Origin of the sequence: Candidatus Tisiphia endosymbiont of Melanophora roralis, assembly GCF_964026575.1 — a bacterium.
Lineage (GTDB): Bacteria > Pseudomonadota > Alphaproteobacteria > Rickettsiales > Rickettsiaceae > Tisiphia.
In genome coordinates this window covers 1,171,447-1,193,088 of sequence record NZ_OZ032161.1, presented here as the reverse complement: position 1 = coordinate 1,193,088, position 21,642 = coordinate 1,171,447, and the positions used below count along the sequence as shown (strand labels likewise).

Annotated in this window: 19 protein-coding genes, 1 tRNA gene and 1 pseudogene; 10 read left to right on the top strand and 11 right to left on the bottom strand. The window is 30.7% G+C overall.

The features are described 5' to 3' along the window. The first annotated feature begins 98 nt into the window (after nucleotides 1-98). The 4 genes from AAGD53_RS05680 (at nucleotide 99) to AAGD53_RS05665 (ending at nucleotide 7,366) form a co-directional block, all read left to right on the top strand. Nucleotides 99-2,714 carry an AsmA family protein gene (locus AAGD53_RS05680; RefSeq protein WP_341762528.1) on the top strand — a complete coding sequence of 872 codons (2,616 nt, stop codon included), beginning with the start codon at nucleotides 99-101 and terminating at the stop codon, nucleotides 2,712-2,714. Between the two features lie 193 nt (nucleotides 2,715-2,907). Next, entirely contained in the window at nucleotides 2,908-3,456 is a 549-nt protein-coding gene (gene pgsA / locus AAGD53_RS05675; protein WP_341761443.1) for a CDP-diacylglycerol--glycerol-3-phosphate 3-phosphatidyltransferase, read from the top strand. A 246-nt stretch (nucleotides 3,457-3,702) separates the two neighbouring features. Beyond that, a complete protein-coding gene (locus tag AAGD53_RS05670) occupies nucleotides 3,703-5,136 on the top strand; it encodes a hypothetical protein (protein WP_341762527.1) in 1,434 nt (477 codons plus the stop codon). Further along, on the top strand, nucleotides 5,129-7,366 hold the full coding sequence (locus AAGD53_RS05665) for a tetratricopeptide repeat protein (RefSeq protein ID WP_341762526.1): 2,238 nt from the start codon (nucleotides 5,129-5,131) through the stop codon (nucleotides 7,364-7,366). Before AAGD53_RS05670 ends, AAGD53_RS05665 begins: the two co-directional genes overlap by 8 nt. Here the strand turns inward: AAGD53_RS05665 and AAGD53_RS05660 are convergent. Continuing rightward, nucleotides 7,363-7,776, bottom strand: coding sequence for a helix-turn-helix domain-containing protein (locus tag AAGD53_RS05660; RefSeq protein ID WP_341751650.1), 414 nt, complete (start codon nucleotides 7,774-7,776; stop codon nucleotides 7,363-7,365). The two genes, AAGD53_RS05665 and AAGD53_RS05660, sit on opposite strands and share 4 nt — an antisense overlap. Nucleotides 7,777-7,993: 217 nt before the next feature. On the opposite strand from AAGD53_RS05660, the gene AAGD53_RS05655 reads away from it, so the two are divergent. Further along, a tRNA-Ser gene (locus AAGD53_RS05655) sits at nucleotides 7,994-8,083 on the top strand. A gap of 143 nt (nucleotides 8,084-8,226) precedes the next feature. On the opposite strand, the gene AAGD53_RS05650 is transcribed toward AAGD53_RS05655, so the two are convergent. Together AAGD53_RS05650 and AAGD53_RS07775 are read right to left on the bottom strand one after the other, a co-directional pair. Further along, on the bottom strand, nucleotides 8,227-8,664 hold the full coding sequence (locus AAGD53_RS05650; RefSeq protein WP_341762524.1) for a hypothetical protein: 438 nt from the start codon (nucleotides 8,662-8,664) through the stop codon (nucleotides 8,227-8,229). A gap of 54 nt (nucleotides 8,665-8,718) precedes the next feature. Beyond that, entirely contained in the window at nucleotides 8,719-9,039 is a 321-nt protein-coding gene (locus tag AAGD53_RS07775; RefSeq protein ID WP_410521097.1) for a transposase, read from the bottom strand. Nucleotides 9,040-9,433: 394 nt separating this feature from the next. Between AAGD53_RS07775 and AAGD53_RS05640 the strand changes: the two genes are divergently transcribed. Both AAGD53_RS05640 and AAGD53_RS05635 read left to right on the top strand, forming a co-directional pair. After that, on the top strand, nucleotides 9,434-10,120 hold the full coding sequence (locus AAGD53_RS05640) for an IS110 family transposase (protein ID WP_341762523.1): 687 nt from the start codon (nucleotides 9,434-9,436) through the stop codon (nucleotides 10,118-10,120). 23 nt (nucleotides 10,121-10,143) lie between these two features. Then, nucleotides 10,144-10,317: a hypothetical protein gene (locus AAGD53_RS05635; protein WP_341762522.1), complete on the top strand. Its 174-nt coding sequence runs from the start codon at nucleotides 10,144-10,146 to the stop codon at nucleotides 10,315-10,317. Between the two features lie 79 nt (nucleotides 10,318-10,396). On the opposite strand, the gene greA is transcribed toward AAGD53_RS05635, so the two are convergent. After that, nucleotides 10,397-10,888 (bottom strand): transcription elongation factor GreA, encoded by a 492-nt coding sequence (greA, locus tag AAGD53_RS05630; protein WP_341752303.1) that lies wholly within the window; start codon nucleotides 10,886-10,888, stop codon nucleotides 10,397-10,399. Nucleotides 10,889-10,964: 76 nt separating this feature from the next. Here greA and AAGD53_RS05625 point away from each other — a divergent pair, with 76 nt between their 5' ends. Genes AAGD53_RS05625 through rpoD form a run of 3 tightly spaced genes read left to right on the top strand, consistent with a single transcriptional unit; the run spans nucleotide 10,965 to nucleotide 15,300 of the window. Next, nucleotides 10,965-11,585, top strand: coding sequence for a diacylglycerol/polyprenol kinase family protein (locus tag AAGD53_RS05625; protein ID WP_341761429.1), 621 nt, complete (start codon nucleotides 10,965-10,967; stop codon nucleotides 11,583-11,585). Continuing rightward, entirely contained in the window at nucleotides 11,582-13,354 is a 1,773-nt protein-coding gene (gene dnaG, locus AAGD53_RS05620) for a DNA primase (RefSeq protein ID WP_341762521.1), read from the top strand. Before AAGD53_RS05625 ends, dnaG begins: the two co-directional genes overlap by 4 nt. Nucleotides 13,355-13,371: 17 nt before the next feature. Continuing rightward, nucleotides 13,372-15,300, top strand: coding sequence for an RNA polymerase sigma factor RpoD (rpoD, locus tag AAGD53_RS05615; protein ID WP_341762520.1), 1,929 nt, complete (start codon nucleotides 13,372-13,374; stop codon nucleotides 15,298-15,300). 19 nt (nucleotides 15,301-15,319) lie between these two features. Here rpoD and recO read toward each other — a convergent pair whose 3' ends face one another. The 7 genes and pseudogenes from recO to lepA all read right to left on the bottom strand — a co-directional run bounded on the left by recO (nucleotide 15,320) and on the right by lepA (nucleotide 21,565). Further along, nucleotides 15,320-16,045: a DNA repair protein RecO gene (gene recO, locus AAGD53_RS05610; RefSeq protein ID WP_341762519.1), complete on the bottom strand. Its 726-nt coding sequence runs from the start codon at nucleotides 16,043-16,045 to the stop codon at nucleotides 15,320-15,322. A 395-nt stretch (nucleotides 16,046-16,440) separates the two neighbouring features. Beyond that, a complete protein-coding gene (gene era, locus AAGD53_RS05605; RefSeq protein ID WP_341762518.1) occupies nucleotides 16,441-17,346 on the bottom strand; it encodes a GTPase Era in 906 nt (301 codons plus the stop codon). 10 nt (nucleotides 17,347-17,356) lie between these two features. After that, complete coding sequence (rnc, locus tag AAGD53_RS05600) at nucleotides 17,357-18,067, bottom strand: ribonuclease III (RefSeq protein WP_341762517.1); 711 nt, start codon at nucleotides 18,065-18,067, stop codon at nucleotides 17,357-17,359. Between the two features lies 1 nt (nucleotide 18,068). Then, on the bottom strand, nucleotides 18,069-18,857 hold the full coding sequence (gene lepB / locus AAGD53_RS05595; RefSeq protein WP_341762516.1) for a signal peptidase I: 789 nt from the start codon (nucleotides 18,855-18,857) through the stop codon (nucleotides 18,069-18,071). A gap of 31 nt (nucleotides 18,858-18,888) precedes the next feature. Beyond that, complete coding sequence (locus AAGD53_RS05590) at nucleotides 18,889-19,056, bottom strand: hypothetical protein (protein WP_341763456.1); 168 nt, start codon at nucleotides 19,054-19,056, stop codon at nucleotides 18,889-18,891. Continuing rightward, nucleotides 19,030-19,526: pseudogene (locus tag AAGD53_RS05585) on the bottom strand (IS110 family transposase); the annotation flags it as partial. The gene AAGD53_RS05590 and the pseudogene AAGD53_RS05585, both read right to left, overlap by 27 nt. A gap of 236 nt (nucleotides 19,527-19,762) precedes the next feature. After that, nucleotides 19,763-21,565 carry a translation elongation factor 4 gene (lepA, locus tag AAGD53_RS05580; protein ID WP_341762515.1) on the bottom strand — a complete coding sequence of 601 codons (1,803 nt, stop codon included), beginning with the start codon at nucleotides 21,563-21,565 and terminating at the stop codon, nucleotides 19,763-19,765. Nucleotides 21,566-21,642 lie beyond the last annotated feature (77 nt).

The following is a 21,642-nucleotide window of genomic DNA, read 5'->3' as shown; positions in this document are numbered from 1 at the left end:
ATATCTCCACTAAGTACTATCTTTAATATTTTTTTTAATTAGTGGAAAAGTTATAACCTGCTATAATGAATTCTTTACATAATTAAAAGGGAATTGTAGTGCAAAAATTTCTCAAATATTCAGCTGGGTTATTTATTTTAATAATCGTTATATTGCTAATAATTCCTTTATTTATTTCCTTAGAATCATATAAAGGCCTAGCAACTGATAAAGTCAAAGAAATAACTGGTCGAGAGCTACAAGTCAATGGTAAGATCACCCTATCTTTATTACCAACTCCTACTATTACAGTTAGAGATATAAAGCTTGCTTCTCTACCTAATGCTCATTATCCTTCTCTATTGGAAGTTAAGGAAGTATCTGCTTCTCTTTCTATATTATCGCTATTTAGAGGAAATATAGAAATCTCAAAGATTGAAATTAATAAACCAGTACTTAATTTAGAACGGATGCGAAATGGTGTAGCTTCTTGGGAATTTCCTAAAATACAAAGCAATGTTAGTAACAGTTCAACTGATAAAATGCATGATAAAAATGCAGAATTTTCGTTAGATATAAACTTAATTAAAATTGTTGATGCTAAGCTAAATTATGTTAATTTTGCTGATAAGGCTAAAGGTAATAATGTTACTCCAACAACAATAGATATTGATAGATTAGAAATCAAAGACCTCCATGGTCCATCTGATTTAGCCTGTCAGTTCTATTCTTCCGGCAAGCATTATGATATCAAAGGTAATATAGAGGAGAAGCATGGTAGTATAGCTTTAACAGTGAATTTAAATGTTCTGCAAGAAAAAGTTAATCTCTCAGGTGACTTTGCTTACGACAATATGACTTTTGTTGGACAGCTCAAACTGGAAGGAGCTGCTAAGAATCTGCAAAGTATTTTTCCTGATATACCTATCCTACACGATTTAGATCACAAACTAACCTTTAACATCAATAGTGATAAGAAATCATTTAAAATAAGTAGTATTGACTTTACGGCAGGTAAGCTATCAGCTACAAGTAATGCTAATTTTTATTTTGAAGATAATAAGGGAGATTTAAGCGTTAAATTATTGGATAAGCCATTCTCTTTTGCCACAGGCTTTGCATATTTAGATCAAAATTTATTGCTAAATAATATTAATCTAATTGTTGATAAAGCTAATATAACAGGCAATATAGGTATTAAGGATTGGGATAAAGACCTAGTTATTTCTTATAATTTAAAAATTAGTGATATACCAACCATTGCTAGTTTGTTTGGAAAAACTTTACCTGTTAATCTTGGCGATGTTTTGCTAAAGGGTGAGACTATTAAACAGCAAAATTTACTTAAAACTAATAGCATGATAATGTTGGCAAAAACTACTAATAATGTCAAAGGAACTATCTCTTTAGATAAGGTTATTAAACCTGCTATTACTATTGAGAGTTTTGGTGATAATTTAGGTCAAACTATAGGGCAATTAACCACTAGTTCGCCTAATAAAATACTTGGTAGCTATTCTCTTTCAACACAAGTCGAAGGAGATATGACAGAAATTATAAAAATCAACATAAATAAATTTACTGTTGCATTAAAAAAGAACCCTGTAAATTTTAGTGGGGCAGTAAATATAAATTTGACATCTGCTAAACCAAAGATTCTATCAGATATAAAAATAGCTTCCTTAAATTTAGATGATTTAAGTGATGCACCTCCTAATAGTGGATCTACTAACTCGGTGCAAAATGTAGACAACTCTGTGCCTTGGTCTAAAGATACGATAGATTTGTCATTTTTAAACAAGTTTGATGGAGATTTAACCTTAACTATACAAAAAATTATTAAAGGGAGTCTGATTTTTGATAGTATAAAAACTACTATGTTATTAGCAAATGGTGTGCTGGATATAAAATCTTTAAATGGCAATTTATATGGTGGCACTTTAATCGCTACTGGCAAAATTTCTTCTCAAGTTAATCAACCTGTTAGCTTTAAAGCTAGTATTAAGGATGCCGAGTTAAAAAATATAGTACCACAAGGAGGTAAAATTAAAGTTACGCAAGGGGTTGTTAATTGTGTACTCGATCTAAAAACAAAAGGTCAGAGCCAATTGCAATATGTAAGTAACTTATTTGGTAAAACAACATTAACAGCGTCCAATGGTAAAGTTAGTGGATTTGATCTACAAAAAGTATTAGATAGCCTTAAAAACATTAAAGACCTTCAAACTATTTTAAAAATGCTCGATGGTTTCTTTGCAAGTGGTGAAACAAAATTTCAAAAACTTGCTGTAGATACTGAAATAACAGAAGGCATAGTTAATATAACACATGGCACATTAGATGCCCCCTCGTCAAAGGTAGCAGTTACTGGCAATATTAACCTTCCTGCCTATACATTTGATACGAATAGCATTATTACTGTCGATATAAAATTAATGCCACCATTCAAAGTTCGTTTTTATGGCTATCTTAATAATCCACAACATAAACTTGATACTAAAGCACTACAGCAATATCTTGTGAAGAATTTAGTAAATAGCGTGGTTAACGATGTTAAGAAAGGTAAAAAACCTGAAGACATACTAAAAGATATTATTGGGGTAGGCAAAGATAAAAAATCCACAGGAGAAGAAGTGCAAAATGATAAAGATAGGGGATATTCTACTAATGAAGAGCAGCCTACCAACAAAGTAAAATCTACCATTGAAAAGGGATTAAAAGGATTATTTAAATAATGACATTTTTTAGACCTAGCTACTTTCCCTATTACCCTACCAAATTCGCGTAATGATGATGTGGATTTGACTGGCAACCTAGGTTAGTTCTTTTAAGTTATTCTATAAAAATTTGTTCCTATTTTCTTGGATTTAGGTCATAATCCGTCGTTGTCATTTTTTCAAGAAATCAAGAAGTAAAAATATATAATAAATGACTATTGACAAAAATATACCAAATTATCTGACGATAGCTCGTATTGTGGTTATTCCAATTATTGTAATGACTTTTTATCTAGATAACTCTAAACTAGCTCATAGAATTGCAGCGTTATTATTTATTATAGCTAGTATTACTGATTTTTTTGACGGTTATCTTGCTAGAAAATTTGATTTAGTATCAGGGTTTGGTAAAATGTTTGATCCAATAGCTGATAAATTATTAGTAGGTTGTGTAATTATAATGTTGGTAAAAAAAGGAGCAGCGGGAGAGATACCGTGCTTATTAATTTTAGCTCGTGAATTTTTAGTGGCTGGACTACGTGAATTTCTAGCTTTAATTCAAGTAAGTATTCCTGTGTCTAGATTAGCTAAGATTAAAACATTTACCCAAATGTTTGCTTTGTCAGCGTTAATTCTTGGTTCTAAAGGTTCAGGTATAATTTATATGGATTTAATAGGTCAAATAGCTTTATGGATTGCCGCACTTTTAACTGTAGTAACCGGATATTCATATTTGAAGGCCTGTAGTAAATATTTTTGAGCAAATTAGTTCCTAAGCCAAAATATCACTATTGATTTAAATTTTACCATCTAAAAGCAATTATTTGTTATAATAAAAAAAATAAAATTATTGATATAATAGTAACTTAGTGTAGCATAAAAAGTATGATATATAACTAAGTGATAGGTAATTTACGCTATGCAACGTGGTTATTAACAAAGATGATAAAAATACAACATAGCCTAAAGAACCTTATGTAATCTCTAACTATTAGTTTATTGGGTTATGAAGGAGCAAAATTCACCATATTTAGATAAATTAAAGCAAAATTTATTCCAGATATTTATCTTAATTTTTATAGTTTATAGTACAATCATAGCTTCATTGTATAAATATTATAATGCTAAAGTTGAAATGGAAAAAACACAAATTCTACAAAACCAGTATAATAAAATACTAGCAGTAAGTATGAATAAAATCTCTTCTCTAGCGTATCATTTATCTAGCAATATTCAGGAAAAAAATGTTACAATCAATAGTAATGGTAGTGAACTTGAGATATGTAATGAGGCAGAAAAATGTATAAACTATAATCTTTTTAATTTTGGAGCATTATTGAATAAGCATGTTCCGGAATTCATTTATTACAAGATAGAACTTAATAAAAAATTTCTTTATTCAAATATCAAAACTCAAAATTATCAAATAGATAAAATATATCCTATCAACGCTTCTAACCAACTTAATATTAGTTTGGCAATTAATAGTACATATTGGCATAAAGTAAAAGCAGATATTAAAAGACCATTTTGGATATTAACAGCATTTATTACTGCTAATCTTCTATTGTTATATTTTCTCTTTAAAAGCTTATTTAAGAGTTTCAATAAATCGTATGCATTACATTATCAAGACAAACATGCTACAGAATTAGAACAGCTTAAGTTTAATTATCAGCAGGAATTAAAAAATTGCGAAACCTCTTTAATGAGGAAAATTTGGAATAATGATTTCAATAAACAAAAAGATTTAGAAATTAATTGTTTATTTGCTCAGGAAGCTAATCAAATATCCTTGCTTGATAAGAGTTCTAACAATCAAGAAGATATGATCAAGGATTATAGGTTAAAAAACTTTGGTGATAAAGTACCTTGCTCTATACTTCTGTATCAAGAAAATAAAATAGAAGAAATTAATGCCAGTAAGTTAGTTGACTTATTTACTGATAGATTTAATCAGGAAGACGAAAATATATCGATTGAAATTTTAAGCAAAGCAAAAATATTATATTTTGCTTCTAATGCAGCGTTGTACCAAATCATTTATAGTGTTATTAACTATCTATTTTTTTTGTTAAAAAAACAATCTTCTACTACCAAACACAATATTAGGTTAACTATCGATAATATAAAACAAAAAATAGAGCTACGTTTTGAATATGACGGTTATCCTATAATGACAGCAGAAGAGCTACTCAAAACATCAAATCATTTTTTCAAAACGCATGCTAACCCTTTTTTACTTAATTTAAGTCAAATATTTAATATATTAAGAGCTGATGGATTCAACTATAAAATAAGTTATAACCAAAGCAATATTATAGAAATCTATCCAAATGATTCAAGCATAAGACAGGAAAATAAAAGTAACCAACAACCAATAAAAACAGAAAATAATGTGATTCTACTAGCTTCTTTAACGAGGAAAAAAAATGAATAAATATTTATTGCCACTTATGGTGTTATTTATAGTCAATAATTCATTTGCCCATACACAAATATCTAATTTGATCACTCCAGTTAGTTATTTTGTCAGTCATGAGCAACAAATTAAAATGCTTGAGAAACATTTAGGTAAATATAGACAAGCAAGTATAGTTGGTACTAGTGGTATAGGTAAAACTCAGTTAATTAGGATGTATACTTATGAGAATAAAAATAATTATGATCTAATTTGGTCGTTTGATTGTAACCTAGACCTTAATGAACAATTTGTTAAATTAGCCCAACAACTCAATATGGTCAAACAAACTAATATATCTGAAGCAGTAACTCTAGCCAAAAAAGAAGTAATGTCATATTTAACTTCTACTAGTAAATGGTTATTGGTGTTTGATAATTTAAAAGTTAATGAAAATAAAAAAGTGCAAGACTTTATTGATTGGGAACATAATGGTAATGTGGTGTTTTGTTCTCAAAATAACGAAATATTACCTAATGTTATATTAATGACCTTGTTTGATAAACCTACTATCGTAACTTTGGCTAATACTTTATTGGATAATAAAGATAAAAATAGTATCGAATTTTTAACGCAATCTTTTAGTGGTTATCCAATACTTATAGTTCAAGGAATCCAATTACTAAATAAAATTAAAGGCCTAGATAAAGAAGAGTATAAAAAGAAAATTTATCAATCAACTGATAAAATAGCAACAAATATCAGCATGGCTATAAAGGAATTAAAGCCTAGTGCGGTAAAGTTACTTAATAAAATAGCTTTGATAAATAACCAAAGTTTCTCAAAACAATTACTTACTATAATTACTGATAACAAAGATACTCTCGATGATGATATATACCAATTATCTAAGTTTATGTTGATTAGCAATATTGATTCTAATCAGGATAATCCTATTTTTGAAATGAATGATGTAGTTAGCAACAAAATAATGGAGATGAATGGAGATAAAAACAATAGAATATGTTTAGAGGATATTATTCTAAAATTACCTAAACTCAAAGGAGTGCATTCTGCCCATGTATGGAGAGCTACTAAGACTATATCCGAAAATTTAGAGATTATTTTTCAAAATGCTGAAAAATATAATATTAACATATATTTAATGCTTAACTTAAGATTGCAATTGTTTGCCTCATATATGAATGCTTGGAATCTATACAAATCAAAGCAAATGGTTAACTGGTTTGAGCAAAAAGAACAAGACGAACAGTTTAAATTTTGGCAAATGTCTACCTATCAGAAATTCTGTTACGCTAGATATTTAGTAGGAGTAGGACTTTACAATAGAATAACATCGATAAATTATCAAAAAACTATTTCTTATTTAACTAAAGCACTTAAAGTTTTAGATACCCTAGGTGATGATTATGATTATATTTATTCTAAATTTAACTGTAGCTTAAACATTGCTCTAACTCATGTATATTTAGGTAATATAAAAATTGCTGAAGAAATTATTAATGAAATGGAGAAGCTATTTAAACATAGGATAGAGGAAGGAGATATATTTATATTATATCATGTGAAAGCTAGAATATTTTTTATTCAAGGTAAATATAATGAAGCTTTAGAATACGTCAATAAAGGCATCGAGGTATGGAAGACGTTAGATCTTAATGATCTAGGTTTTACTAGAGATTATTTACTTAGGGCAGCAATATTAAGCTCTATTGGCAAATATCAAGAAGCTTATGTTCAAACTCAACAAGTATATAATATGCATAAATCTGTAAACCAAGAGGCATTAGGTTATATTTATATACAAATGGCCAAAAGTGAACTGGGATTAAATAAAATAGATATTGCTTTAGATCATATTAATAAAGCTATAACAATATTGTTAGCAGATGAACGTAGAAATCCTAAGAATGTAGATCATTTGGAAGATCCAGATTTAGCAGCAGGTTATGTAGTACAAGGTGATATTTTACTTGATCAAGGTAACATTAAAGAAAGTATAGAATCTTATAAAAAAGCTTACGCTATATACCACTATTTCTATGGGGACAAAAGTAAAAATGTTGTCCAAGTAAGTGAGTTATATAACAAAGGAGCAAAAGCAGCTTGTAAAAACAAAGATTTATATAATTATAAATTCTTTGGTAAACCACAAATTAAGGAATTTGGAATAAATCACCCTAATACTATCGCCATGTTTGAATATTGTAAACAATATGACATGGATTTATGGGTAAAGCAAGATTAAGGTTTGTGATATTTATCAATCATCCAATCTATAAATGTATTATCAACAGACTGTTTTTTCAGTGCATATTCATATACTTCTTTTATTAGAACTGTAAGATTTGTAAATGAAAAATTTAAGTTTCTTTCAATTAACATATTAATTGTTGCACTAGTGGCTTTACTAAAAATTTTCATTTGATCAATAGTTAGCACTTCATGGCTTATTTCGTTATCAACAACAAGAGCTTCTAGGCTAATATCTAAGGCTTTTGCAATTAATTGTAAATTATTAGCACTAGGGTTTTTTGAACTACCATACAAAATGCTATAAACAGTATTTCTACTTAATCCAGTTTTTTTCTCTATCTCTACAGCATTTATATTTTTTTGCACCATTAATGAGCTAAGTTTGGTTTGTAAATTTGCCATAGATAAGATTCTATATATAAAATTAATATTTCTAGATAATAAGGTATAACCATCAAAAAGTAAATAACTAAAATAATTAATTATAATTAATTTATTTAGATCATGGGAGTTTGTAACACTAATTTTTAATGATCTACTAAAAAATTTAAATTACCCTGACCCCTCTTATAAACATTTATACTTGAATTTTTTCAATCTATCTGATATGTATTACCTTGGATAGGTGTCCGAGTGGTTTAAGGATCTAGTCTTGAAAACTAGCGTGCGGGCAACCGTACCGTGGGTTCGAATCCCACCCTATCCGCCACTGTAGTACAAGTTATCGTTTTTTTTTAAATATCGAAAGGGAAACGTAGAGAGGTCTCAAGTTTTTTGCCTCTTAGTTTGAGGTTATGAAATACGAAATTTATCATTTTGCGTTTTTGAGGGCTTTCAGAACCTTTGAAAGTTTCATAGACCTTGCGATGCTAGAGTTATCAGCATTGTAGCGGTATCAGTAAATTTATCATCTGCTTCATCATAAGTTTTCAGTAAACGATCAATTTCATATTGGCGATCTTTCAATTGTTGTTTTTTTGTTTGAAATTCTTTTTTGCTAAGTTCACCACTGAGTCGCAAATCTATTAATGAATTTAATCTATTTTCATTTTCGGTATGTTCTTTCTTTAATGAAGCTGTTGCTTGGTCATGTTCAGCTTTTTTTAGCTCATTAGTATTTTTTAAGTATGATAGGGTCTCTTTTGTTATAATTGCCTGGTAACCATGTGACCACATCTCTCCTTTTACTCTCATTTCACTGTAATAAAATGGTTGTTGTATTAAACGATGTATAACAGTTTTATTTAGGTGACAATTCTTTTTACTTCTTAAGCCTAATTCTTTAGCCATGTTTACCATAGACCTAAGAGTATAGACCCACAACTGTCGAAAGTTCGAATGGGATCATATTTTCAGTTCCACCAAGTTTGGATTACCGCCACAAAAAAATACAATATCTTTAATAAGTTCCTTCTCAATGAGCAAAGTAAACTTTAATAACACCATCTTAAATCTTGTTAGTTTATTACTAATTTTAAAAATTATAAACAAAATTGCTGCTATTAAAATGCAATATAAATATACCTGCATTCCATTCATATTATTACTGACAAAATTCTTAAATTGTAAATTTTGTTTGATAAATCTAAAAAAAACTTCTATAGACCAGCGTTTCTTATAGGATTCAGCAATCTCCTCTGCAGATAAATCTAATATGTTAGTCAAAAACCATAACTAAAAACTCTTCTTTCAGTTCACTAAGTGTTTGGTAACCTAGCTGACTCAAATTTCCTTCATCTAAAATCTCGGTTAATTCTTGACTATCGAGTAGAACCGCTTCAAACCTGATTGTTTCTATATATAATACTGAATTTGATATAACTTGTTACATCGAACTCATACAATAAAAAAGCCATGATAAATATAACGTGATCAGTTATATATAGTGGTAGGATGGGTAAACTGTATCTCGAATTGAAGCTTTGAATTTTAAAGACTTCGTACCTCAGCAAAGACCCATCCTGTTTGGAGAAAGACTACGAACGGATGTCATAAGGTTTAAACCTTGCGTATGAGTATGTAGCGTATCCTATTATTAATATAAATCATGAGGCTCTATATGACAACAACTTATATTGGTGTGGACGTTAGTAAAAAAACTTTAAGTATCTATATGCCAGCTACCAACAAGGCTTTTGAAGTTACCAATGATCAACATGGCTTTACTACTATACTTAGCACTATTAATAAATACTATCCTGTCTTATCTGAGTTAATTGTTGTCTTTGAACCTACTGGTGGATATGAACATAATTTAAGAGAATTTTTAAAAATAAATAAATTGCCTTTTGCTACAGTACACCCTAATAAAGTGCGTAGTTATGCTAAAGCTAAAGGATGGCTTGCTAAAACTGATAATATCGATAGTAAATTGTTGCATGATTATGCAACGTGCTTTGCTTTACCAGTGAATGTTACTTATGATAGTAATAGCCAACAACAGTTACATGCTTTATTAAAAAGAAGAGAACAATTATTAGTATTTAAGAATCAAGAAATTGCTAGGCAGGATACTGAGTTTAATGCGGTCGTCATTTTATCTTTGAACCAGCATATTGCTAGTTTAACAGAACAATTACAAGAGATTGATGACAGTATTAAAGAATTAATTTCTCAAGCTCAAGAAATAAAGGATAAAATTGATCGGCTTACTTCTATTCCAGCAGTTGGCATTATTCTTGCTAGCACTGTAATATGTGAAGCACCGGAGCTTGGCAATATTACTTTTAGGCAGTTAACATCTTAGGTAATCTTCGAAGAGTTCTTTATATGGCTGCAGTAGCTGCCTTACGATGTAATAAGTGCTTACGCAATTTTTATGACCACTTAATTGCTAAACATAAACCAGCAAAAGTTGTTCTTGTTGTTGTTATGCACAAATTACTAGCTTTTATGCACTCTATTGTAAAAAATAATTCTTCTTGGAATGAAAATTTATGTTAAGTTACTATTTTTTTATTGACTTCCATTACGGATGCTCAGGTTATAACATATAAATAAGCTAGCACTAATAGTTATTATCTTAAATATCTACTAATTCTTGATAGGATACTTCTAAAACCTCATAAGATTTTGAACCTTTAGGAGTAGTTACTTCTACTATATCTCCAACCCCTTTACCGATGAGAGCCTTAGCAATTGGCGATACTATGGATACCCTCTTTTTGGTTATATCTGCTTCATACTCTCCAACAATATGATATATAACTATTTCCTCTGTTTCATCATCGATCAACTTAACTAACGCCCCAAATTTTATGGTATCACCGGAGAGTTTTGAGGTATCAATAATTTTAGCTCTTGCTATTTTATCTTCAAGATCCACAATGCGACCTTCAATAAAACTTTGTTTTTCCCGTGCTGCATGGTATTCTGCATTCTCAGATAAATCTCCAAAATCTCTAGCTGTTGCTATAGCTTCAATTACTTTTGGTCGTTCTATGTGTTTAAGATGTTTAATTTCTTTTTCTAAACTATCAAACCCTTTATGTGTAATAGGAAAATCTGCCATAATAATATGTCTTGTCTAAGTTAAGTTTTCTAGTATATTTGTTGTGTCAAACTTTGTCAAATAGGCCTTTTAGGTTATTATGCAAACTAAACTCTTTAATTTTGAAATACAACGTAAAACTTTCCATTTATACAGCTTGATTATACCACTTTTTTATTTATTTTCATCTAAATTAGTTGTTACTACACTATTATTTCTACTTATAATATGTGTATTATATATAGATATTACAAGGCATTATAATTTATATGTTAAGAAATTTACAGATAAATTTCTTGGAAAGTTTATGAGACCTGAAGAACAGAGTGGTTTATTCAGACTAAGTGGTAGCAGTTTTATGGTGGTTGGGTTTTTCTTAACTGCTCTTTTATTTTCAAAAGGTTTAGCGATTTCATCTTGGCTTATATTGATAATAGCTGATTGTCTTGCTGCGTTAGTGGGTACAAAAATAGGTACGCCTCTAAAAAATGGCAAATCATTGGAAGGTTCCATTGCCTTTCTAATTTCTGCAATTTTTATTAGCATATTAGTGTATTTTTTCATCGGCTATCACACTAGTTTTACTGTTATCATAATTAGTTCTATAGTTGCTACTATTAGTGAATTCTACTCAAAAGAGGTATCAATAAACGATAATTTATTAATACCTCTTAGCTACTGTTTCTCTACAATCATATTCACCTTTATTTTAAGTTTATGAGAATTCCATTAGAATTTTATGAACTTCTTAGAACTCGGATTAATTTATCAGATGTTGTTAGACAAAAAGTAGTCTTAACTAAGAAATCTGGAAATTACTCGGGATTATGTCCTTTCCATGTTGAAAAATCTCCATCATTCACTGTAAACGACGCCAAGAAGTTTTATTATTGCTTTGGCTGTGCTGTTCACGGGGATGTTATAAAGTTTGTTTCCAACTTTAGCGGTTTATCTTATAAGGAAGCAGCCATTAAACTTGCTAATGATTATGGCATTGAATTGCCTAAATTAACAGCAGCACAACAGAAACTCTATGAAGAATCGGATGAACTATTTGATATCTTAGAGATGGCTGAAAGATTTTTTACATCACAATTGTCACAAGAAGTATGTAGCTACTTACATGACCGCGGTATTAGTAAAGAAGCAATTAAGGAATTCTCCATCGGTTTTGCTCCTCCAGCTAAAGCATTACAGAAATTTTTTGAAAAAAAATCAATATCTTTGAAAAAACTTCAAAAAGCAGGCTTAGTGGGCAAGCGAGATGATGGTACAATATATGAGATATTTTATAATCGGATAATCTTTCCGATTAAAAATGTTTATAATAAAGTAGTTGGTTTTGGGGGGCGAGTGCTTAGTGAGGGGTTACCTAAATATTTAAATTCTCCGGAAACCATATTATTTCAAAAAAATGAAACATTATATGGGGAGAATAATGCGATTAGTGTTGCCTATAAGAAAAATCATTCAATCTTAGTTGAAGGGTACTTGGATGTTATTGCCTTGCACCAAGCTGGTTTTAAAGAGGCAATGGCAAGTCTTGGTACTTCGGTTACAGAGAATCACCTACAAAAATTATGGCGTGCCGGAGATGAAATAGTACTCTGTTTAGATGGGGATATAGCAGGAATAAAAGCCACCCATCGGGTAATTAATCTAGTACTACCTCTGATAAATGGCAATAAGAAAATTTCCTTTGTGGTGTTACCTAGCGGAAGTGACCCTGATGATATTATAAATAAAGATGGTGTAGGAAGTTTTACACAAATTTTTGATAAAAGAATTAATCTATCTGAAATGATTTGGCGTTCTGAATATGAAGGTAAGATTTTCTCAACTCCAGAAGACAAAGCTATTTTGGAAAAAAATCTTGGAGATTATTGTAAACAAATAAAGGATAAACTACTTAGCAATAATTATTATCGATATTTTAAAGATCAGATATGGCAAAATTTAATTAAACGGCAAAATAAAGTAACTATAACAAGTTCAAATATTACATCTACCACTCCTAACTATTCAGAAATCGAAATATTAGAACAAACTTTTTGTATAATATTGGTTAAATTTCCTGAAATGACCAAAAAGCAAGAAATAAAGGATTTCTTATTAACGTTAAATTTCCAAAATAAAATGCTTGAAGCTTTTCGTGATTGGTATTTTGCAGAAATTATTAGCAACGATATATTAGATCAGGAAAATATTATTGGTTTGGCAGAAAAAACTGGATTTTATGACACTTTTTCAGTATTGTCAAAATCCAATAATCTATTTCTAGATTTGTCATTTAATAAGGATGATATCGATTCTGACTTACTTTGGCAATGGTTGCATAAAAAACATCACCTAGTGCTATTAAAACAAGAATATACCTCAATTATTCAAAATGGCTCAGATGAAGAGCTAAAAAAAGCTATATTATATCGAGAAGAAATTTTGAAAATCTCTAAAGAGATTTATAATCTAAACGAATCTTTTACTAATTGACCCAAGGTTTATAAATTATGACAGAAGCAAAAGAGAAAATAGATGTGAAAGGTACTGCAGTTGGTACTGCAGTTGATAACCTAGTTAAAACAGCTAAAGAAAAAGGCACTGCAGTCACTTATTATGATCTAAATAAAGTCATTCCAATGACTAATAATATATCAGTAAACGATTTAGAAAAGGTAATATCAAAGTTTTCTGAGGCTGGAGTTGATATTATAGAAGGTGATGATGACGAGATCAAACTTGATATTAATGTAGATGATGAATTTAAACTATCTAATAATGTTGATCGTGAGCCTGAAGACGAAAGTGAAGAAGAAAATTTAGGTACGACCGATGATCCAGTAAGATTATATTTACGAGATATGGGAGGAGTTGGACTTTTTTCTCGTGAGACTGAAATAGAAGTAGCCCAAGATATTGAAGAAGGCAAAGAGATAATGGTTAAGTCACTTTGTGAAAATCCAATATCGATGAAATTCTTTATAAAATGGCATGAAGATTTAGTTAATGAAAAAATACTACTCCGAGATTTGATTGATCTAGAAGCTAATATGCTCAACGGGGATGATAGTAATTCTGAAGAGAATCAAAATAATTATATAGAATCAGATCATGAAGAACATGAAGAAGCTAGTAATTTATCAATAGCTACTATTGAGTTACAGTTATTACCTAGTGTTATCAAGCGTATGGAAAAAGTTTCTAAACTTTCTGAAGAGTTGTTAATTGAGGCAAAAAAACATTACACACGTTATCCTCAGCCTAAAGGATTGCATGATAACAAAAAATATACCAAGAATCTACAATTACTAATTATTGAAATTTCTAGTATCCATTTTCACTCTAAAAGGACAGAAGAAATTCTAAATAAAATATATAGTCTAAATAGAGAATTAGTAACTAAAGAAGGGAGCTTCCTTAAATTAGCTGAGAAATATGGCATAAGTCGTCAGAACTTCCTAAATGAATATATGGGAGCAGTAATTGATGAAAGCTGGAAAAGGCAAATGCAAAAAAATAGGCAATCTAATTGGAAAAATTTCCTTGCTAAAGAATCTGATGCTATTGATCAAATGATTAGTGAATTAAAAACCATGGAAATGACTATTGGTTTGCCAATTATTGAATTTAAAAAGTTAGTGCATACAATACAAAAGGGTGAAAGACAAGTCCTTAGGGCAAAAAAAGCTATGATAGAGGCTAATCTGCGTCTAGTTATCTCAATTGCTAAAAAATATGCAAATCGTGGATTACAGTTTTTAGATTTAATTCAGGAAGGAAATATTGGGTTAATGAAGGCTGTTGATAAATTTGACTATCGTAGGGGATATAAATTTTCCACTTATGCTACTTGGTGGATTAGGCAAGCTATTACTAGAGCTATAGCTGATCAAGCTAGAACCATACGTATTCCCGTGCATATGATTGAAACGATCAATAAAATTATTCGTACCTCTAGGCAGATGCTTAACGAGCTAGGTTATGAACCGACTCCGGCAGAAATTGCCGCTCGCCTTTCTATGCCAGTTGATAAAGTACGAAAAGTAATGAAAATAGCTAAAGAGCCAATTAGCTTAGAAAATCCAATAGGCGATGATGATGGTAGTTATCTTGGAGACTTTATTGAAGACAAAAATGCTGTATTACCGCTTGACGCAGCAATTCAATCGAATTTACGAGAGGTCACAACTAGAGTTTTAGCAACTCTTACTCCTCGTGAAGAAAGAGTTCTAAGAATGAGATTTGGTATAGGAATGAGTACTGATCATACACTAGAAGAAGTTGGACAACAATTCAACGTTACTAGGGAACGTATTAGGCAAATAGAGTCCAAAGCACTACGCAAATTGAAGCATCCGACTAGATCTAAAAAACTTAGTAGTTTCCGGGGGGGATCTAGAAAGCAAAACAATTCTTCAGATTCTGCTTTTGGAGGATGATTTTCTATAAGTTTTATTTTTACAATGTGAGTGTTGCGAATCGAATAATATATTCTATGAAATTCTCTCGTGCATGTAGTTGTTGTTGGTTGTGAAAGAAATACCGGTGAAAAAAATATGTAGTTAAATTAAAAGCTTGTTTTTTATCATTATTAGTAATTTGGCTATTAGTGGAGGTTAGGAATTGTGGTAAGATTAGAAGCCTGTCTTGATACGGTAACCCCTCTGATAAGCATACAGCTCTTCCAGATTTTGGCGAGACATAACCTAGATTCTCCCTACTACCTGTTACCGCACATTTATACAGATCAAGACCATAGCCTGATTCTTGAAGTATGGCTAATTCAAATTTAATATATTCCTCAAAAATAAAACTATTTGCTAGACTACTTAAATATTTTACAAAAATTGGGAAAAATTTATTGTGTTTTTCTCTTTCATGAAATGCCATCTTAATAAGGCTAATAATTGAATTAAAAGCGTAAAGCTTAATTTTATTAGTTATTAAAAGACCAGCGTAAGATTTTATTAATTCGCATTTAGCCATTCCTAGATGCTCGTGTAATCTAGCTTGCCAAAAAAAATCAACAATATTACCTTGTTGATTTACAGAGCCAAATTTTTTAGATGTTTCTCGTATTACACCGGAATATAAGCCATGATTTTCAGTAAAAACTGTAATAATAGCCGTATTTTCTTTTAGTGGTTTTTTGGCAATTATTATACCTATATCTTTAAAATTCATATTTAAACTTGTTACCTCAGTTTTGGATTAAATTTAAAAATTTTAATCCAAAACTGGCTAGAATATTCAGAAAAATGCGTTCTTGAAGCGGCTGGTACGAATGCATTTTAATCTATTATCGCTAATAATCTTATTTTTATATACTCGATGAAAATCAAGAATTGCGTTGTCGTCTTCAGGGATCGTAGGTAGCCACGTACTAAATGTACGCCTAGCACCTCGACCCTTTGACTCCTAGCACTTCATGATTTTGATCTTCGTCTATCAACTCTTCATTTACGAGCAGTATACCAATAAAAATAAGATTATTAGCAAATGAAATATTTAACAATCAGGCGTCAAACCGCTTTAAGCCTGATTGTTTACATTCTCATTCCAATTTCGGATTAATGAAATTAATCCGAAATTGAGGTTTGTTGCAATCTCATATGGCTATATGAGTGTGGATCATTTTCCCAAAGCTCACGTACTTTCACAAAAAGGAAAAGGTGAATTTTACAATCAAAAGCTAGCTGCATCTCTATTCTTGCCTTAGATCCTATTTCTTTAATTTTACAACCATTTTTTCCTAAAATAATAGTCTTATAAGAATTCTTTGAAACCACTATTACCTGATGAATTTTGATAGAGTTATCATTATTCTCCTGCCACATTTCAGTTTGAACAGTTAAATTATAAGGTAATTCTTGGTGGAGATTCAAGAATAATTGTTCCCTAGTTATCTCAGCTGCTAAAAACCGCATAGGTAGGTTAGTAACATTATCTTCTTCGTATAGCCAAGGCGACAGCTCTGCTTGGCTTTGTATGTAACTTAGTAAGTTATTGATATTCTCGCCGTTTAAAACGGATATTTTAAATATATTAGCATTTATGAACTGAGACCTTATAATATTTTCTATTTCTTCTAGGTATTTAGAAGGAATATCGATCTTATTTAACAAAAACATTAAATTTATTTTAAGATTTTGTAATTTTTTTAGTATTTGTAAAGTAAATTGGTCTATAGGTTTCGTACTATCTATTATCAATAAAACTAAATCTACACCATGTAAACTTGACCATGCACACCGTACCATTGCTTTTTCCAGCTGTTTCTTTGGCTCAAATATACCTGGAGTATCTAGTATTATCAGCTGCGTATCTTTTATAGTAACTATTCCAGTTATAATGGAGCGAGTCGTTTGAACTTTATTCGTTACTATGGAGATTTTTTGTCCAATAAGTTTGTTTAATAATGATGATTTACCAGCATTTGGTTTACCGATTATACATAGAGAAATTGTCTTTTGAGATATTCCCACGGATTAAACCTTACAACTTGTTGAGGTAGTTCATTAATTTACGAGCCGCAACTTTTTCTGCTTCTTTAACTGAATGACCAGTACCAGTTTGTTGGTAGGCTTCCATTTTTACTAATACAGTGAAGATAGATGCGTGTGGAGATCCTTCTCTTTTTATCACTTCATACACGGGTCTTTCAATTCCCTTGCTTTGTGCTAATTCCTGAAGAGTAGTTTTAGGGTCATAATCAGTTAAATCAGTAATAGATATAAACTCATACCACAAATCATATACTATTTTTTGGGTCGTATCAATATTACTATCAAGATAAATGGCAGCAATTAATGCTTCCATAGTATTCTCAATATTATTAGGGTTTTGTCTTCCCCCTAATACTGCTTCGCCATGGGTCATAATAATATAGTCTGACAAATTGATTTTTGCAGCTACTTTGCAAAGTGATTCTTTACAGACTAGATATGCTCTAATTTTTGCTAATTTCCCCTCATCATAAGTAGAGAAATTTTTAAATAAAATTTCAGTAATGATAAAATTAATTATTGCATCACCAAGTAATTCTAAACGTTCATAGTTTTTTTGAATTCCATGCTTTAGGGTATGTTGCTTAAGGGAAGGATGACTTAACGCTTCAAGTAAAATATCTTTATTATTAAAATTATATCCTATATCTTGTTCAAGATTTTCCGGAGCAGAAAGAGCTGATTCTTTACTTGTTATCATTTTATATTTTATCTGTATAAAGGGATGTAAATATTCTGTTAAATCTAATAGATGTCAGCCAAGTACCAACACGGAGTATTTGATTAATTATCCCAATATCACTTTGCCATAATTCTTCTTTTGTAGAAAAAATAATAAATTGTCCTTTGGCTATAAAATTTTTAAACGGTACAAATCCTAGATCTATCCTACTATCATTCGATTCATCTCTGTTATCTCCAAGAAAGAAATACTTACCTTCTGGTACATAAAAGCTCTCCGTATTACCATATTTATTTACTAATGAATGATTATTTTGTTTTAATTTATAAGAAAAATAACTTACACCATTAGGTAATATTTCTTTATATTTTATATAATTTTTTCCTTCTCCACTTGTATATGTACCAATTTCAGTGCGTTCTATGGCTTTATCATTTATATACACTACATCATTGATTAATTGTACTTTATCTCCAGGTAGCCCAATTAGTCTTTTTATAAATCGAATATCCATATTATTTGGTGGGCGAAAAACTATTATATCTCCTCTTTGTGGCTGTGACGCCCATATTCTCCCATTCAAAATATTGGGACTAAAAGGAAAAGAATAATTACTATATCCATAAGAATATTTTGTTGAAAAAATATAATCATTCTCTAGCACTGTTGCTTTCATTGAACCTGTTGGCACAAAAAAAAGTTCCATGACAAAAAATCTTATCATCAGTGCCAAAAATATTGTAAAGATAAAAGAAGTATATTCTTTAATTTGTGTTTTTTTGTTGGTAACCGCAGCTGTTCTTTGCATAATTATTATTTAATAACGAACTAAATTCAGCCTACAATACCTTATTACTATGTTTAAATCCAGCTATTATTTTTAATCTCTTTTCTCTCTCTTTTATTTTTTTATCATTATCCAAAAACTCTTCTTTTAACTCACTAAACGTTTGATAACTTAGCTGACTTAAATTTCCTTCATCTAAAATCTCAGTTAATTTTATCACAACCTTATTGATCCCTTGAGGAATAATAAAACCAAATTCATGTAATAATCCTCTAATTTCATTCGCAAGTGCCGTACGGTTTTTACCAATCTCTCTCTTACCAGATGAATTGACAAAATATCTTGTTGTTCTATAGTTTTAATTGGTACAAACCTCATATTAGGTCTTGTCACAGCTTCACATATAGCTTCAGTATCAGCTTGATCGTTTTTATTAGTTTTAACATACGGTTTGACAAATTGTGGAGTCATTAGTTTTACTATATGTCCCAATTTAGTTATTTCTCTTGCCCAGTAACTAGCTCCACCGTAAGCTTCCATTCCTACCAAACATTTTGGCGTATTAGCCATAAATGTTAAAACCTGATCTCTCATCAATTTTTTCTTTAATACCGTCTTACCATTTTTATCTACACCATGAATTTGAAAAATTCTTTTTGCAATATCTATACCAATTGTGGTAACTTCCATCTTAGCCTCCTGTTTGTTGTTTTAATATATTGAATATTAACTCTAGAAGATTAACAACTGCTTTTCATTCTTTATATCAGGAGATCCATACCATTACCTTACGCATGGCATTTAAAAGTCATAGGGAAAATAGCCTAGAGTTTATTAGCGAGAAGCCACTTTGGTCACAACTGTTGAAAGTTTACAAATACTTATACCACAGAGTCTATTAGCGAGCGTAAGCGAAGTAATCTAAATCACTCATCTCCTATTTTAAGAGCAGTTATAAAAGCAGATTGAGGTATCTCAACATTACCAATATTACGCATACGTTTTTTGCCAGCTTTTTGTTTTTCCAGTAATTTACGCTTACGAGTTATATCACCGCCGTAGCATTTAGATAAGACATCTTTACGCATTGCTTTGACAGTTTCTCTAGCAATTATTCTACTACCAATAGCAGCTTGAATAGCAATTTGAAATAATTGCCTTGGGATTAGATCACTGAGGCGTTTACACAATTCTCGACCTCGATATTCTGACCTTGAACGATGTACTATAGTAGATAAAGCATCAACTGGCTCGCTATTAACTAAAATAGATAATTTTACCAAATCGCTCTCCTGATAAACATCTATTTCCCAATCAAAGCTAGCATAGCCTTTTGTATAACTTTTTAACTTATCATAAAAATCAAATACTATCTCATTTAACGGTAATCGATAAATTACCATAGCCCTACCGGCTACATAAGTTAATTCAATTTGCACCCCTCTTTTATCGGTACATAAAGATAACACATTACCTAAAAACTCATCTGGTACTAATATTGTTGCCTTAACCCAAGGCTCTAACATTGAGTCGATATTTTGCACAGGTGGCAAATCAGCTGGGTTATGTATTTCTAATTGATTTCCACCACGCATATTAATCTTATAAATCACACTAGGAGCGGTGGTTATCATATCAAGGTCAAATTCGCGTTCCAATCTTTCTTGTACTATTTCAAGATGTAGTAACCCTAAAAACCCACAGCGAAAGCCAAAACCTAAGGCTGTTGAACTCTCTACTTCAAATTCAAAGCTAGCATCGTTAAGTTTTAATTTAGCTAAAGAATCTTTTAAATGCTCAAATTGTGAAGCATCTGAAGGGTATAAACCACAAAACACTACCGGTAAATGCGGCTTAAAACCAGGCAGAGATTCCTGACAAGGTCTTTTCTCGTCAGTTATTGTGTCCCCAACCTTACAATCAGCAACTTGTTTTATTGAAGCAGTAAAGAAGCCTATTTCTCCTGGGTATAAAATATCTGATATATGTTTTCTAGGAGTAAAATACCCAACATTTTCAACATTATAAGTAGAATTGGTAGCCATCATTTTAATACGCATATTCTTGCGTAAAACTCCATCGATAACTCTAACTAAAATTACTACCCCTAGGTAAGAATCGTACCAGCTATCAACCAATAATGCCTTTAGAATATCTGTTTGATTAGTTTTTGGACATGGCAGCCTATTAACAATTGCTTCAAGTATCTCCTCTATTCCTATACCACTTTTTGCAGAAATCAACAATGCATCGCCTGCATCTATGCCAATTACGTCCTCTATCTGTTGCTTAACTTTATCAGGATCAGCAGCTGGTAGATCAATTTTATTTAGAACTGGAATAATTTCATGATTATTATCGATCGCTTGATAAACATTTGCTAGAGTTTGTGCTTCAACACCTTGGCTACTATCCACTACTAACAAAGAACCTTCACAAGCAGCTAACGATCTACTCACCTCATAAGAGAAATCCACATGACCAGGAGTATCCATTAGGTTTAGATAGTATGTATTACCATCTTTTGCTTTGTAAGTTAATCTAACAGTCTGTGCTTTGATAGTGATACCACGTTCTTTTTCTATGTCCATTGAGTCAAGTACTTGATGACTCATCTCCCGAGCTGCCAGCCCCCCGCAATATTCAATTAATCTATCTGCTAGAGTAGACTTACCATGATCAATATGAGCGATGATTGAGAAATTTCTGATAAAGTTTTGATTATTCATGGTATATTTGGTATAATGTTAAAATTAGAAAGAAGTTTTATCTTTATATAATAAAATTCCATTTTATAGTAGGAAAA

What these genes read in the sequence shown, in the direction of transcription:
- pgsA (WP_341761443.1), top strand. Translation starts at nt 2,908, where the DNA reads ATGACTATTGACAAAAATATACCAAATTATCTGACGATAGCTCGTATT.
- AAGD53_RS05670 (WP_341762527.1), top strand. Translation starts at nt 3,703, where the DNA reads ATGAAGGAGCAAAATTCACCATATTTAGATAAATTAAAGCAAAATTTA.
- AAGD53_RS05665 (WP_341762526.1), top strand. Translation starts at nt 5,129, where the DNA reads ATGAATAAATATTTATTGCCACTTATGGTGTTATTTATAGTCAATAAT.
- AAGD53_RS05660 (WP_341751650.1), bottom strand. Translation starts at nt 7,776, where the DNA reads ATGGCAAATTTACAAACCAAACTTAGCTCATTAATGGTGCAAAAAAAT.
- AAGD53_RS05650 (WP_341762524.1), bottom strand. Translation starts at nt 8,664, where the DNA reads ATGGCTAAAGAATTAGGCTTAAGAAGTAAAAAGAATTGTCACCTAAAT.
- AAGD53_RS05640 (WP_341762523.1), top strand. Translation starts at nt 9,434, where the DNA reads ATGACAACAACTTATATTGGTGTGGACGTTAGTAAAAAAACTTTAAGT.
- AAGD53_RS05635 (WP_341762522.1), top strand. Translation starts at nt 10,144, where the DNA reads ATGGCTGCAGTAGCTGCCTTACGATGTAATAAGTGCTTACGCAATTTT.
- AAGD53_RS05625 (WP_341761429.1), top strand. Translation starts at nt 10,965, where the DNA reads ATGCAAACTAAACTCTTTAATTTTGAAATACAACGTAAAACTTTCCAT.
- dnaG (WP_341762521.1), top strand. Translation starts at nt 11,582, where the DNA reads ATGAGAATTCCATTAGAATTTTATGAACTTCTTAGAACTCGGATTAAT.
- rpoD (WP_341762520.1), top strand. Translation starts at nt 13,372, where the DNA reads ATGACAGAAGCAAAAGAGAAAATAGATGTGAAAGGTACTGCAGTTGGT.
- recO (WP_341762519.1), bottom strand. Translation starts at nt 16,045, where the DNA reads ATGAATTTTAAAGATATAGGTATAATAATTGCCAAAAAACCACTAAAA.
- rnc (WP_341762517.1), bottom strand. Translation starts at nt 18,067, where the DNA reads ATGATAACAAGTAAAGAATCAGCTCTTTCTGCTCCGGAAAATCTTGAA.
- lepB (WP_341762516.1), bottom strand. Translation starts at nt 18,857, where the DNA reads ATGCAAAGAACAGCTGCGGTTACCAACAAAAAAACACAAATTAAAGAA.
- lepA (WP_341762515.1), bottom strand. Translation starts at nt 21,565, where the DNA reads ATGAATAATCAAAACTTTATCAGAAATTTCTCAATCATCGCTCATATT.